Origin of the sequence: Streptomyces vastus (genome assembly GCF_039532825.1) — a bacterium.
GTDB classification, from domain to species: domain Bacteria; phylum Actinomycetota; class Actinomycetes; order Streptomycetales; family Streptomycetaceae; genus Streptomyces; species Streptomyces vastus.
The window spans coordinates 37,841-51,303 of the sequence record NZ_BAAASJ010000019.1 but is presented as its reverse complement, the minus strand read 5'-3'; the positions used below and the strand labels follow the sequence as shown (position 1 = coordinate 51,303).

The window sequence follows — 13,463 nt, the reverse complement described above, 5'->3', positions numbered from 1 at the left end:
AGGGAATGAGCCTTCAGGTGAAAGCCCGCGAGCCGCTGAAGGCGGTGGAGAAGACGGAGACCGTGCGGCGCGGCCGTTCACTGGCGGTGCGCCGCACGCGGGCCGGGTACGTCATGTCGGCGCCGGCCCTGCTGTTCCTCGGCGCGACCATGCTCTTCCCGCTCGCCTACAACTTCTGGACGTCCGTCCACGACGTCGCCATCGGTGATCTCCTCACCGGGGACTGGCAGTTCAGCGGCGCCGACAACTACGACAGCGTCGCCTCCGAAGGCGCCTTCTGGCACGCGATGCGCATCTCGCTGGTGTTCACGGCCGGCTCGCTGTTCTTCCAGTTCACGATCGGCTTCGCGCTGGCGCTGCTGTTCGCGAAGACGTTCCCGCTCGCGGGCCTGTTCCGCTCGCTGATGCTGGTGGCCTGGCTGCTGCCGCCGATCGTCAGCGGCACCCTCTTCCGCTGGATGCTCGACGCCGATGCGGGCGCGTACAACGAACTCCTGCGCCTCGTCGGCCTCGACTCCCTCGCCCACAACTGGCTGACCGACCCCAGCACCGCCCTGCCCGGCGTCATCGCCGCCAACATCTGGGTGGGCGTGCCCTTCAACATGCTGTTGCTTCTGGTCGGCCTGCAGTCCATCGACCCGACGCTCTACGAGGCGGCCGAAATCGACGGCGCCGGACCGTGGCAGCGGCTGCGGCACATCACCGTCCCGATGATGAAGCCGGTCTCGGCGGCCGTGCTGCTGCTCGGCCTCATCTACACCTTCAAGGTCTTCGACCTGGTCTTCGTCCTCACCGGCGGCGGGCCCGTCGACAGCACGAGAGTCCTGCCGCTGTACGTGTACGAGATCGCCTTCAAACTCTTCCAGCTCGGCCGGGGCGCGGCGGCGGGCGCGCTCCTGCTGGTCATCCCACTGATCGTCGCCATCGTCTACGTACGGCGCCTGCGCAAGGAAGGAGCCGCCTCATGACCCGTACCAAACGGCCCTGGCTGCTCACGCTCGTCGCGGGCGTCATCACGGCCTTCTTCCTGCTGCCGCTGTACTGGATGATCGCCACCTCGCTGAAGAAGCCCGACCAGGTGCTCGTCTCGCCACCGCAGTGGATCCCCTCGCCGTTCACGGGAGACAGCTACTCGCGGGCCCTCGACAAGGAGATGCTCGGCCAGGCGCTGCTCAACAGCGTCGTCATCTCGCTGGGCGTGGTGGCGCTGACGCTGCTGCTCGCGGTGCCCCTGACGTACGCCGTCGCCCGGATCCGGATGCGGGGCTCCGGCGCGATGGTCCTGTCGCTGCTGGTGGCGCAGTTGCTGCCGAGCATCGTGCTGGCCGCGCCACTGTTCATCGTGCTGCGGCAGGTCGAGCTGACGAACACCCTCATCGGCCTGGTGATCGCCGATACGACGCTGACGCTGCCCTTCGCGGTCATCGTGCTGCGGCCACTGGTGCGGGCCATGCCCGTCGAGGTGGAGGAGGCGGCGCTGGTCGACGGCTGCGGCCTGCCGGGGGTGCTGTGGCGGGTCGTGCTGCCCGTGATGCGGCCCGGACTGATCGCGATCGGCGGCTTCTCGTTCCTGCTCGGCTGGGGCGAGTTCGTCTTCGGGATCACGCTGAACAGCGATCCGAAGGTGCAGCCGGTCACCGTCCTGCTCAACACCTTCGTCGGCCAGACGGGTACCGACTGGGGGCCGCTCATGGCGGTCGCCACGCTCGTCAGCATCCCCGTGGTATGCGTCTTCGCGATGCTCCAGCGCTACATCGTCGGCGGGCTGACCGCCGGCAGCGTCAAATCTTGAGACCACTCCTGAGACCACTGAGACCCCTGAGATCCGTCCTGAGATCCACCACAACTCCCTCAGCGACTGAAGTAGCTCCGCCCGTACGCAAGGAGATCCATGCCCGTCTTCCGTGTGCTCGACGAGGCCCTGGAAGTGCGGCACCGCCACGAGGTGCTGCGTGTCGAGGCCTGGGGCACGGACAGTGCCCGCGTCCGGGTCGCCCAGTACCGCATCCCCACGGACAGCGTCGGCGCCCTCGACACGGCGCCGGAGCGCGGCGGCACCGTGACCGTCGGCGCCGAGAAGACCACGGCCCAGCTGGTCAACGGCGAGCTGACCGTCACGGTCGCCTTCCACGGCGCCGAGTCACAGCTGACCTTCACCCGCACCAGTACCGGCGAGGAACTGCTCGCCGAGCAGCCGGAGCACCCATGGGCCCCAGGTGCCCGGGAGTTCAAGGGCAACCGGTCCGGCGCGTACGAGATCCACCAGAGGTTCGCGGCGTACGAGGGCGAGCGGCTCTACGGTCTCGGCCAGCACACTCACGGCCGCCTCGACCACAAGGGCCTGCGGCTCGACCTCGTCCAGCGCAACGGCGAAGTGTCCATCCCCTTCCTGCTCTCCAGCCGGGGCTACGGCTTTCTGTGGAACCAACCCGCCCTCGGCCGGGTCGAGTTCGCCGAGAACGCGACCCGCTGGACCGCCGACCAGGCCCGCGGAATCGACTACTGGATCACGGCCGCGCCCACCCCACGCGACATCCTCGCCCGGTACGCCGACGCCACCGGCCACGCACCCGAACTCCCCGACTGGGCCAGCGGCTTCTGGCAGTGCAAGCTCCGCTACCGCACCCAGGACGAACTCCTCGCCGTGGCCCGCGAGCACAAGAGACGCGGACTGCCCATGTCCGTCATCGTCACCGACTACTTCCACTGGTCGGCGATGGGCGACTACCGCTTCGACCCCGACGAATGGCCCGACCCCCAGGCCATGATCGACGAACTCGCCGAACTCGGCATCGAGTTGATGGTCTCCATCTGGCCCACCGTGTCCCCCCTGTCGGAGAACTACGAGGACTTCCGCGACCGCGGTCTGCTCCTCGGCTCCGACCAGGGCGCCGAAGTGCACCACCTCGTCCAGGACAAGGGCATGGCGGCCCGCATGCAGGTCTCCGTCTACGACCCGACCAACCCCGAGACCCGCGCGTACGTCTGGGACCTGATCCGGCGCAACTACCTCGACCTGGGCATCCGCGTCTTCTGGCTGGACGCCTGCGAGCCCGAACTCGACCCGGCCCACCACGAAAACACGACGTTGTACGCAGGTCCCGGCGCCCAGACCGTCAACGTCTACCCCCGCGACAACGCCCGCCTCTTCGCCGACGGCATGGCCGCCGCCGGACAACCCGGCACCGTCCTGCTGTCCCGCTCGGCCTGGGCGGGCGCCCAGAAGTACGGAGCGGCCGTCTGGTCCGGAGACATCCCCGCGACCTGGGATTCGCTGCGCGCACAGGTGCGGGCGGGGCTGTCCATCGCCGTCTCCGGCATCCCCTGGTGGACCACCGACATCGGCGGCTTCCACGGCGGAGACCCGGACGATCCGGCGTACCGCGAACTGATGATCCGCTGGTTCCAGTACGGCGTCTTCTGCCCCCTCTTCCGCCTGCACGGCGACCGCGAACCCCGTATGCCCTGGGGGTACGCGCAGACCGGCGGCCCCAACGAGGTCTGGTCGTACGGCGAGGAGGCGTACGGGATTCTGAAGGAACAGCTCTTCCTGCGCGAGCGGCTGCGGCCCTACCTCCACGAGCAGATGCGGGTCGCGGCGGCCGACGGTGTGCCGCCCATGCGGCCGCTCTTCGTCGACTTCCCACAGGACGAGGCGAGTTGGGCCGTCGAGGACCAGTTCCTCTTCGGACCGGACATCCTTGTCGCACCCGTCACGGAACCGGGCACGCGCAGCCGTGAGGTGTACCTCCCCGCGGGCCGCGCCTGGACCGACGCCTGGACGGGCGACGCGTACGAGGGCGGCCGGACGCTCACCGTCGAGGCGCCGATCGAACGCATCCCCCTCTTCACCAGTCAGGGAGCCGAGCTGCCCCTCAAGCAGGAGGGCGAGTGATGCGCCGGTAGCAGAGGCCAGGCCTATTCCTCGCCCGCGGTACAGAGACCGAACATCGCGCCCTGCGGATCCCGTGGCACGGCGATGCGCTTGCCGTCCCCGATCGTGGTGGGTTCCATGAGGAGGGTGCCGCCGGCGTCGGTGCAGTCCTGCGCGGTCCTGTCGACGTTCTCGACGGCGAAGTAGGGCAGCCAGTGGGACGGCACCTCGTGCGGGAACTTGTCGCCCATCTCCACCATGCCGCCGAAGTCGGATCCCTCGATGCCCCACTGCGTGTACGACTCCGAGGCGTGGACCGTCCACCCGAACGCCGCGGTGTAGAAGGCGGTCACCGCCACGGGGTCGCGCGTCATCAACTCGACCCAGCCGAGCGAGCCCGGCGCGTTGAACACCCCCGCACCGGGGAAGGATCGCGCCTGCCACAGCTGGAAGGCCGCGCCGCCCGGATCGGTCACCACCGCGAAACGGCCCAGATCGAACACGTCCATCGGCTCCAGGAGGACTTCACCGCCCGCGGCCCGAACGGCCGCCACGGCCACGTCCGCGTCGGGCACCCAGAACGACACGTTCCAGGCGACGGGCTGCGACTCCTGGTACAGCGGGGTCAGCGCCGCCACCGGTGCTTCGCCGAGGTGCGCGATGGTGTAGCCGCCCGCCTCCTGACGAGGATCCGTCTCCGGGCGCCAGCCGAAGATGTTGGTGTAGAACCGCTTGGCCGCCTCCAGATCGCTGGTCCCCAGCTCGGTCCAGCAGGGCCCGCCGGGCACCGCCTTGTCCAACTTCATGGCTTTCCTTCCGCCGGAAGCGCTTCTCCCTGCACGCTAGACCCGCCCCCGGAGTCTCGGCCATCCGACGGAAACCCCATCGCGAGCGGGCCCCAAGCGGCGTACCCTCGGCGTCGTACCGCACCTCATGGCGGCCTCCTCACGCTCATCGACCCGGAGGTCCCCGCATGTCCGCGCTCAAGGTGCGCCCCTTCCACCGCGACGACCGTGACCAGCTCACCGAGCTCGTCAACGCTCACGTCGCCGCCGTTCTCCCCGGTGTCTCTGTTTCCGTGAACACCGTGCTGAGCGAACTCCAGCGTCAGCCCGACGAGTTCATCACCGACCCCTGGGTGGCCGAGCGGGTCACCCTCGTCGCCGAGCAGCGCCAGTACGTGGTGGCCGGCGCGCATCTGCTGCGCTACCGGGCCGACGCCGAGGTCGGCCAGGACTACCGTGACGCCGGCGAGATCAACTGGTTCGTCTGCCATCCGACCGCCTCCTTCTGGCCGGACTCCGAGGACGCCGCCGAGCTGCTGATGGCTGCCTGCGTCGCCCAGCTCGCCCGCTGGAACGTCCGCGTACGGTATGCCGAGGGCGCCCTGCCCGCCCCCGCCGTGTACGGCGTGCCCCGGCCCTGGCCGCACATCCGCGCCGCATACGAACGGGCCGGCTTCCGGCACACGGGCGGCACGGAGGTCATCCTGATCGCCGAAGTGGCCGATCTGCCGTCGCTGACGCCGCTTGCCGGTGTTTCCGTCGACCGCACCCTCGGCGAGTGCGGCACCCGCTTCACGGCACGGACAGACCGGCACGCTCTCGGCTTCATCGAGATCGACACCGCCCTGAGCCGCCCCGAGCGCCACGCCCGAAGCGGCGGCCTCGCCGACATCGGCAACTTCCACATCGAGCAGCCACTCGGCGGCCTGGACTCCTGGCTCTTCGCCCAGGCCGCCCACTGGCTGCGCCTCTGTGGAGTGGAGCGGCTCCTCGCGTACGAGAACGCCGAGACCGCCGAGGATGCGGAGGCGATCGGACGCTTGACCGCCGCGGGCTTCCACGAGCTGACCCGCACGGACCGAGGCTGGGTGCACCAGTGACGCGTGTGGGCCGGCGGCATCGTCCGCCGACCCACGACCCGGCGGGCAACTACCCGGCGCCGCCCGGGAGTTGAGCGCCAGCTGTCGCGGCGTCGTCCCCGCCGACGGGGTGCAGTACCCGTGTCGGCACCGCCTCATGTCCGCGAAGGGAGGGAGCCGTGCCGTCCCACCAGTCGGCGTTGCCGTCCTCGATGCAGCGGAGCAGGACTCCCTCGCGGAGCGCCCAGGGGCAGATGGTCACCTCGTCGATGCCCATCAGCTTCATGGTGGTGTGCGCGACGATCGCCCCGGCCAGGGACTGACCGGCGCGGGCGGCGGAGATGCCCGGCAGATCGGCGCGTTCCGCGGCCGACAGCTCCGCGAGCCGGCTTGTGGCCCGGCGCAGGTCGGCACGGGTCATGCCGCGCGGTGTGAAGGGCCCTGACCGGCCGGGCGGCGCCCCGCACAGCCGGCCCAGCTGCTGGAACGTACGCGAGGTGGCGACGGTCGTACGCGGCGCCTCCCAGCGTATGCGGGCCGCGACATCGCGCAGTTGGTGGCGCACATGGCGGCGCAGCGCCCTGGTCCTGCGCTCCGACGGCGGATCCTGACCGCGGAAGTACTCGCGGGTGAGCCGGTTGGCCCCCAGCGGCAGCGAGATCGCGAAGTCCGGCAGCTTGCTGCGGCCGAACGCCACCTCCAGCGAGCCGCCCCCGATGTCCAGCATGGCCAGCGGACCCGCACGCCAGCCCATCCACCGGCGCGCGGCCAGGAACGTCAGCTCGGCCTCGACCTCGCCGGGCAGGATGTGCAGCGGCACCCCGGACTCCGCGGCGACCTGTCGCAGGATCTCCGTGCGGTTCGGGGCGTCCCGCACGATCGCGGTGGCGAAGGCGAAGGGCCGCCTGACACCCCACCGTCTGCCCTCGTCCCGGGCGGCCGTGACGGCACCGACAAGCCGGGCCACCTGCTCGTCCGGCAGGTGGCCGCCACGCTCGACGTGCTCCGAGAGTCTCAGTCGCCGTTTCGCGGTGTGCACGGGCAGTGGAACAGCGCCGTCCGTCTCCGCGATGACCAGCCGTACCGTGTTCGAGCCCACATCGAGCACTCCCATACGCATCCCTTCCCCGTACCCGGGGCGGCGTCCGCCATGCGGTGGGCCCGCGCGCGCCCGAGTGCGCGCCCCCCCAGAAGGGCCCCGCGGGGCGCCGTTTCAGCTGGTCCCTCGGGGTACACGAAGGGCATGGACACCTTCGGCAGAGGTTTGGCCATCCCTCAAGAGATCGCGGCGGGGGCCATCCCCTTCGCGATGGGGGTGGTGATCGCGTCGATGCTGATCCTTGCGGTGTGGCTGGGTATGCGCGTGCGTTCCCGGGAACCCGAGCCGCCGCGTCCGGAGGACCAGCCCCATCTCCCCGACTCCGGCCCCGTCCACGAGGTCCGCGAGATGCGCGAGCCCGACGAGGTGCCGCATGACGGCGGCTTCCTCGCCCCGCACGAGCTGCGGGGCTTCGGCAACATCCGCTCGCACACCGCGAAGGACCAGAGGCCGCCGCGCTGGAGTCCGAACAGCAGCGGCGGGTTCGGCAGCGGCAGCCCCGGACACCACTGAGGGTCGCCGGCCGGTCCACGAAGGGGCGGGGCTTGTGACGGAGCCCCGTCCCGTCGGGGGCTGCCCCGGCGACCCGGACAGGTGCGAGCCGCGGCGCTCGGGCGTCGCCAGTAGGGAGCGGCCGTGACCGCCATGCAGCCGTTCGTCGACCGGCTCGACCACCCCGTGTACGTGGTGACCGTCACGGCCGATGCAGAGCGAGCCGGCTGCCTGGTGACCTTCGCCTCGCCGTGCTCGATCAAGCCCGCACGTTTCATGGTCTGGCTGTCGCCACTGAACAGGACCTACCGGGTGGCACGGTCCGCCGAACAGCTCGCGGTGCATCTGCTCGGGCGCGACCAGCACGCGCTCGCGGAACTGTTCGGCGGCGAGACCGGCGACCGCGTGGACAAGTTCGCCCGCACGGACTGGACGCCGGGCCCCGGCGGCATTCCCGTACTGGACGACACGCTCGCCTGGTTCGTGGGCCGGGTCGAAGAGCACATCGACACAGGTGACCACATCGGCTTCCTGCTCAGCCCCGTCGCGGGCGAGGCACAGGCGTCGACGGAGCGCGAACCCTTGTGCCTGAGCGATATCGCCGACATCACTGCCGGGCACCCGGTCAGTTGATGCCGGGCACTTCGCACACGGCGACCGCGTCCTCCAAGAGGCTGCCGAGGATCAGGGTTCCGTCGTGTGCGTACACGCTGGTCACCATCCGGTAGCCCGCCCTGGGCCGCCTGAGGTCGTGGCGGACGCTGCCGTCGGGGCCGATGCCCATGACGCGCGCGACCGGCAGCGGGCGGATACGCAGAGGGCGTACGGCCCGCCAGACCACCCGGCGAGCGTGGACCGGCGCGTGTCGCAGCCAGTCGAGGGGAGCTTGCCGTGGACCTGCCAGGGCGACCCAGATCGTCCCGCCCGCGCCACGGGAGAGGTTGTCCGGGAAGCCCGGGAGGTTCTCGGTCAGGGTGTCGCGGCGGCCGGCCCGCGGGCCGGACAGCCACAGCCGGGTCAGACGGTACGCGCCGGTCTCGGCCACCACGACACAGGACTCGTCGTCGGACAGCACGACTCCGTTCGCGAAGTCGAGGCCGTCCAGCAGGACTTCCGGCGCGCCGTCGTCGGGCCGGAGCCGGAACAGCCGTCCGGTAGCCGTGTGCTCCATGAGATCGCCGAGCCAGTCCTGAAGGCCGTATCGCGTGCTGGAGGCGGTGAAGTACACGGTGCCGTCCGCCGCCGCGGTCGCGTTGCTGCAGAACCGCAGCGGCGCACCGGCCACGGAGTCCACGAGAACCTCGACCCTGCCCTCACCGGAGCCGCCTGGACCGCCGGAGCCGGGGGTGACGCGCAACAGTCCGCGCTCCGCGTCACACACCAACAGCCGTCCGTCCCGCAGGACTTCGAGCCCCAGCGGCCGCCCTCCGGTACGGGCGAGCTGCTCCATCCGGGCGGGACCGTGGGTGTGGACACGAAGGATGCGACCGTCCTCGACGCCCGTGACCACACGGCGTTCGTGGTCGAGGACCACGTCCTCCGGGCCCGTGCCACCGAGCAGGATCCGACGCGGGGACGGCAGCGGCCGAGGAGGGTTTCGGCGCGGTGTCATGAAGCGCGTTGTGCCCGGATGCAGCGCGTCAACTCTTCTGCGTAGGGCAGCGCGACACCGGCACCGATCACCACGCTCAGGCCCAGCAGGTACGGGGCGGACAGCGGCCTCTCCTTGGGCAGCAGCTTCCAGTCGTCGCGGCCGGGCCCACCACGCAGTGTCGCGCGCACCTGATCCGAGTGCAGGCAGCCGATGAAGGCGAGCCCCGACAGCGGCAGCACCTCCAGGAAACTGTGGATGTGCTGCTCGACGGGGCGGACTTCGCGCTTCTCGGTGGCCAGGGTCACGTCGTAGAGGGCGGTGGCGCTGTGGGCAGCCGCGGCGCCACCCATGACGGACAGGACAAGAGGATTGATCCGGGCCAGCAGGCCCATGGCGACCGGGACCCCGGCCTCGGTCATCATGAGCGCGTGTACGACGGACTCCTTCGTGCCGGCCGTGTGCTCGATTCGGGTGTGCCGGTGCATCCACCAGTCGGCGACCGCGGGCACGACCCACAGGGGCAGCATCCCGAAGAGCAGAAACCTCCGGTTCGCGTCCTCCACGTCGGTGGACGAGAGGGGAACCGGCAACCGGGCGCGTCCCCGCCGCCAGTGCCTCCACGAGTCGGTCAGGGACTTGCCGGGCAGAGCCATGGAAACCTCCGTCAACACGAGGATGTGGCGTGCCCGGCTCCGGTACCCGGCACCGGCCCGGGCACACTCGCCGTCGGCTGTCGCACCGGGCTTGCCCGGGGGCTCGGTGTCAGCGGTTCCGCAGCGCCTTGATCAGCTCGTCCTTCGACATCGAGGAACGGCCCTTGATGCCGACCTTCTTGGCTTCCTCGTAGACGTCCGACTTCGACTGTTCCTCGTACTTGCCGCGCTTGCCGCCCTTGCGGGAGGAGGACGTCGGGCTGTTGGCGATCCGCGCCGCCTTCTCCTTGCCCGCGCCCTCGCGGCGCAGCGACTGATACGTCTTCTCGTCCTTGATCTGCGGCCTGGGCATGAAAATCCCTTCCTTCCTCGACGGCACGTTTCGGGTACCCTCCACCGGCCACCCGGAACGCATGGTGCGAATCGGATACACGATGATGACCGAGCAGGCCGGCCCCCGTGAGCTCGTACGGCATGTGGTGGCCGCGGAGCAGGCCGGATTCGACTTCTCCGTCACCTCGGACCACTACTTCCCGTGGCTCGAGGAACAGGGCCACGCCCCGTACGCGTGGAGCGTGCTCGGCGCAGCGGCGCAGGCCACCTCCACGATTCCCCTCATGACGTACGTGACCTGCCCGACGACCCGTTATCACCCGGCGGTCGTCGCGCAGAAGGCCGCCACGACACAGCTGCTCGCCGAGGGCCGCTTCCGGCTCGGACTGGGCTCAGGCGAGAACCTCAACGAGCATGTGGTGGGCGGCGGTTGGCCCGCCGCGCACATCCGTCTCGGCATGCTGGAAGAGGCCGTGGAGATCATCCGCGCCCTGTTCACCGGTGAGACCCTCAACCACCACGGCGAGCACTTCGACGTGGTCAACGCCAAGCTGTACGACCTCCCCGACGAACCGACCCCGATCGGCATCGCCGCCTCGGGCGAGCACTCCTGCGCACTCGCCGGCCGGCTGGCCGACCTGTTGATCGCCACCGAGCCCAAGTCCGAGCTGGTGGACTCCTTCGACCGCCACGGCGGAACGGGCAAGCCCAGGGTGGGCCAACTCCCCGTCTGCTACGACCCCGACAAGGACGCCGCCGTCACCCGGGCCCACGAGCAGTTCCGCTGGTCGCTCGGCGGCTGGCCGGTCAACGCCGAGCTCCCCGGCCCCGCGAACTTCGACGCGGCCACCGGGTACCTACGCTCCGAGGACGTCGCCCAGACCATCCCGTGCGGCGACGACGTCGACACCTTCGTCGAGGCCGTACGCCCCTACGTCACGGCGGGCTTCACGGAAATAGCTCTCGTCCAGGTCGGCGGCGACCACCAGCAGCCGTTCCTGGACTGGGCGGAGAAAGAGCTGCTGCCGGCGCTGAAGGAGCTGTGAAGGAGACCCGCTCCGCAAGACCCCTGCGAGACCCGAGCAAAAGGATCTACCCACCATGGCCATCGCCGAGTACCGCCTCGTAGCCCTGGACTGCCCGGATCCCCCGGCCCTCGCCACCTTCTACGCGGGTGTGCTCGGCGGTGACGTGAAGCAGTACGACGACGACTGGTACGACCTCTACGTGCCCGGCGGCCACCACATCTCGTTCCAGCGTGCTCCCGGCTACCGCCCGCCCGACTGGCCGCGCGCCGACGACAACTCCCAGCAGATGCATCTGGACTTCACCGTTCAGGACATCGACACCGCCGAGACCCAGGTACTGGCCCTCGGCGCCACCCCACTCGACCTGGACGACGAGAACGGCCGCCGACGCTTCCGCGTGTACGCGGATCCGGTCGGTCATCCGTTCTGCCTGTGCTGGGACTGACGAGGGAAGCCTTACGGCCGATACCGCAGCGGATGGTCCGCGGGCACCTCCACCACCGCGATCTCGGTCCCGTCCGGGTCGGTGAGCCACATCTCGATCAGACCCCACGGTTCCTTGACCGGAGGCCGCAGGACCTCGACGCCCCGAGCCGTCAGCTCCTCGTACGCGGCCGTCGCGTCCGCCACCTGGAGCCACAGCTTGACCGCGGGGGAGGGAGGTTCGGCGGAGCGGCCGGCGACTTCCAGGAAGCCGCCGCCGAGGAAGTAGACGGTGCCGCGTTCGGGGCCGGTGCCGAACTCGCGGTAGACGGCGAGGCCCAGTTGCTCGCCGTAGAAGGCGCGGGAGCGGTCGGGGTCGGTCGGGCGGAGCAGGGTCCGGCTGCTCAGTACATGCACCATGGAGTCGCACCCTAGTGGGAGGGTTACGCTCGTCGGTGCCCGGGCCGCGCCGAGATTCGGAGAACTCTTCCATGGACACCGCCGCCTCCATCGGACTGACCTTCCGCGATGCCACGGACGCCGACGTCGACTCCCTTGTCGCGCTGATCGAATCGGCCTACCGCGGGGACTCCAGCCGGATCGGCTGGACCACCGAGGCGGACATCCTGGAGGGGCAGCGGACGGACCCGGAGGGTGTGCGTGAGGTCATCAAGTCGCCCGACAGCCGGCTGCGCGTCGTCGAGCGCGACGGCACCCTGATCGCCTGCTGCCAGCTCGAACACCGCGGTGATCACGCCTACTTCGGCATGTTCGCGGTCAGCCCGGCGGAGCAGGGCGGGGGCCTCGGCAAGGTGATCCTCGCCGAGGCCGAGCGGTACGCACACGAGATCTGGGGCGCCGCGGAGATGCACATGACCGTGATCTCCGCACGAGAAGACCTCGTCGCCTGGTATGAGCGGCGCGGCTACCGCCGTACGGGACAGATGACGCCCTTCCCGTACGGCGACGAGCGGTTCGGCATTCCGCAGCGCGACGACCTGCAGTTCGAGCTGCTGGTGAAGGCGCTCGCTGCGTGAACCGGCCTAGGCCTGGCCTAGGCCGTGAAGCGCCCGGTGCGCTTGATCTCCGGGTAGTCGGTGGTCGCGCCGTCCAGCTCCAGGGCGCGTACCAGCCGCAGATGGTCCTGTGTGTTCACCACCCAGCCGATGATCCGCAGATCCGCCTTGCGTGCGCACTCGACGATCTCCAGGGTGAGCCGCCGGATGTTCAGTACGACACTGGTGGCGCCGACCGCGGTGGCGCGCTCGACGACATCGGTGCCGTACCGGCTGGCGACCAGCCCGGTGCGTACGCCCGGGACGAGCCGGGCGATCTCGGCGATCGCCTCGTCGTGGAACGACAGCACCTCGACCCTGCCGGACAGATCCCGCCGGTGCATGACCTCGGCGAGCGCCTGAGCCGCCGCGACGTCCTTGATCTCGGCTTGGAGCGGAGCCGTGACGGCGTCAAGGACCTCCTCGAAGACCGGGATGCGCTCACCGCGGCCCGCGTCCAGTGCGCGCAGCTCGGCGAGGGTCTGCTCGGCGATCGGCCCCGAACCGTCGGTCGTACGGTCCACGTCGGCGTCGTGCATGACGACCAGCGCGCCGTCCTTGCTCAGATGCAGATCGAGTTCGATCACGTCGAGGCCCGCCTGCTCGGCGGCGACGAAGGAACGAAGGGTGTTCTCGGGTTCGACACCCATGATTCCGCGGTGACCGATGGTGAGGAAGTTCAAGGCTGACTCCGCTTCCGTCGACGGCGGCTCGGCGGCCGCGCGCTGCGGTCCCGTGCCCACGCGGCCAGGCGGCAGCCTAATAGCCCGGCTCGGCGATGAACCCGGTCCGAACGCGAGGAATCACGCCTTCCAGCTGCTCGTCAGCACGCCGTGCAGCCGTCCGGACGCAGCCTGTCGCGGCACCTCGGCTCACGCCTGGGTGGGCGAGTCCCCAAGTGGGTTGACGGACCATGCGCCGATCGCCCGGGCTGGTACCCCGGAAGCGGTGGAAGTAATCGCCAAAACGGCATCTGACAGGAAAAAGAGCGGTGACGATGGGGATGACACAGGATGATTTCCCGGACCTCCACTTGTGACGGAGAACC

Annotated in this window: 16 protein-coding genes; 9 read left to right on the top strand and 7 right to left on the bottom strand. The window is 70.0% G+C overall.

All coding sequences use genetic code 11. From position 1 onward, the window contains the following. Nucleotides 1–5 precede the first annotated feature (5 nt). From ABD357_RS07625 to ABD357_RS07615, 3 genes are all read left to right on the top strand, one after another. Nucleotides 6–968 (top strand): carbohydrate ABC transporter permease, encoded by a 963-nt coding sequence (locus ABD357_RS07625; protein ID WP_344388471.1) that lies wholly within the window; start codon nt 6–8, stop codon nt 966–968. After that, nucleotides 965–1,792: a carbohydrate ABC transporter permease gene (locus ABD357_RS07620; RefSeq protein ID WP_344388469.1), complete on the top strand. Its 828-nt coding sequence runs from the start codon at nt 965–967 to the stop codon at nt 1,790–1,792. Before ABD357_RS07625 ends, ABD357_RS07620 begins: the two co-directional genes overlap by 4 nt. A gap of 99 nt (nt 1,793–1,891) precedes the next feature. Next, nucleotides 1,892–3,895 (top strand): glycoside hydrolase family 31 protein, encoded by a 2,004-nt coding sequence (locus ABD357_RS07615; RefSeq protein WP_344388468.1) that lies wholly within the window; start codon nt 1,892–1,894, stop codon nt 3,893–3,895. A 23-nt stretch (nt 3,896–3,918) separates the two neighbouring features. Here ABD357_RS07615 and ABD357_RS07610 read toward each other — a convergent pair whose 3' ends face one another. Next, a complete protein-coding gene (locus ABD357_RS07610; RefSeq protein ID WP_344388466.1) occupies nt 3,919–4,680 on the bottom strand; it encodes a VOC family protein in 762 nt (253 codons plus the stop codon). Nucleotides 4,681–4,847: 167 nt separating this feature from the next. Here ABD357_RS07610 and ABD357_RS07605 point away from each other — a divergent pair, with 167 nt between their 5' ends. Next, nucleotides 4,848–5,759: a GNAT family N-acetyltransferase gene (locus ABD357_RS07605; protein WP_344388465.1), complete on the top strand. Its 912-nt coding sequence runs from the start codon at nt 4,848–4,850 to the stop codon at nt 5,757–5,759. A 49-nt stretch (nt 5,760–5,808) separates the two neighbouring features. On the opposite strand, the gene ABD357_RS07600 is transcribed toward ABD357_RS07605, so the two are convergent. Beyond that, nucleotides 5,809–6,858 carry a Ppx/GppA family phosphatase gene (locus ABD357_RS07600; RefSeq protein ID WP_344388464.1) on the bottom strand — a complete coding sequence of 350 codons (1,050 nt, stop codon included), beginning with the start codon at nt 6,856–6,858 and terminating at the stop codon, nt 5,809–5,811. Between the two features lie 123 nt (nt 6,859–6,981). Here ABD357_RS07600 and ABD357_RS07595 point away from each other — a divergent pair, with 123 nt between their 5' ends. Together ABD357_RS07595 and ABD357_RS07590 are read left to right on the top strand one after the other, a co-directional pair. Further along, nucleotides 6,982–7,350 carry a DUF6479 family protein gene (locus ABD357_RS07595; RefSeq protein ID WP_344388462.1) on the top strand — a complete coding sequence of 123 codons (369 nt, stop codon included), beginning with the start codon at nt 6,982–6,984 and terminating at the stop codon, nt 7,348–7,350. Nucleotides 7,351–7,473: 123 nt separating this feature from the next. Next, on the top strand, nt 7,474–7,962 hold the full coding sequence (locus tag ABD357_RS07590) for a flavin reductase family protein (protein ID WP_425584760.1): 489 nt from the start codon (nt 7,474–7,476) through the stop codon (nt 7,960–7,962). On the opposite strand, the gene ABD357_RS07585 is transcribed toward ABD357_RS07590, so the two are convergent. The 3 genes from ABD357_RS07585 to ABD357_RS07575 all read right to left on the bottom strand — a co-directional run bounded on the left by ABD357_RS07585 (nt 7,955) and on the right by ABD357_RS07575 (nt 9,928). Continuing rightward, nucleotides 7,955–8,941 (bottom strand): SMP-30/gluconolactonase/LRE family protein, encoded by a 987-nt coding sequence (locus ABD357_RS07585; protein ID WP_344388460.1) that lies wholly within the window; start codon nt 8,939–8,941, stop codon nt 7,955–7,957. The two genes, ABD357_RS07590 and ABD357_RS07585, sit on opposite strands and share 8 nt — an antisense overlap. After that, the gene (locus ABD357_RS07580; RefSeq protein WP_344388459.1) at nt 8,938–9,576 is read right to left on the bottom strand and encodes a diguanylate cyclase; all 639 of its coding nucleotides are present in this window, start codon (nt 9,574–9,576) and stop codon (nt 8,938–8,940) included. The genes ABD357_RS07585 and ABD357_RS07580 overlap by 4 nt, the downstream gene beginning before the upstream one ends. A 109-nt stretch (nt 9,577–9,685) precedes the next feature. Beyond that, nucleotides 9,686–9,928, bottom strand: a complete 243-nt coding sequence (locus ABD357_RS07575) for a DUF7218 family protein (RefSeq protein ID WP_344388458.1) — start codon at nt 9,926–9,928, stop codon at nt 9,686–9,688. A 61-nt stretch (nt 9,929–9,989) separates the two neighbouring features. Here ABD357_RS07575 and ABD357_RS07570 point away from each other — a divergent pair, with 61 nt between their 5' ends. Beyond that, nucleotides 9,990–10,955, top strand: a complete 966-nt coding sequence (locus tag ABD357_RS07570) for an LLM class F420-dependent oxidoreductase (protein ID WP_344388456.1) — start codon at nt 9,990–9,992, stop codon at nt 10,953–10,955. A gap of 55 nt (nt 10,956–11,010) precedes the next feature. Beyond that, nucleotides 11,011–11,382 (top strand): VOC family protein, encoded by a 372-nt coding sequence (locus ABD357_RS07565; protein WP_344388454.1) that lies wholly within the window; start codon nt 11,011–11,013, stop codon nt 11,380–11,382. A gap of 11 nt (nt 11,383–11,393) precedes the next feature. Here the strand turns inward: ABD357_RS07565 and ABD357_RS07560 are convergent, their stop codons facing one another. Further along, a complete protein-coding gene (locus tag ABD357_RS07560; protein WP_344388453.1) occupies nt 11,394–11,780 on the bottom strand; it encodes a VOC family protein in 387 nt (128 codons plus the stop codon). 71 nt (nt 11,781–11,851) lie between these two features. Here ABD357_RS07560 and ABD357_RS07555 point away from each other — a divergent pair, with 71 nt between their 5' ends. Continuing rightward, nucleotides 11,852–12,397 (top strand): GNAT family N-acetyltransferase, encoded by a 546-nt coding sequence (locus ABD357_RS07555; protein WP_344388452.1) that lies wholly within the window; start codon nt 11,852–11,854, stop codon nt 12,395–12,397. A 17-nt stretch (nt 12,398–12,414) separates the two neighbouring features. On the opposite strand, the gene ABD357_RS07550 is transcribed toward ABD357_RS07555, so the two are convergent. Then, entirely contained in the window at nt 12,415–13,098 is a 684-nt protein-coding gene (locus tag ABD357_RS07550) for a glycerophosphodiester phosphodiesterase (RefSeq protein WP_344388450.1), read from the bottom strand. Nucleotides 13,099–13,463 lie beyond the last annotated feature (365 nt).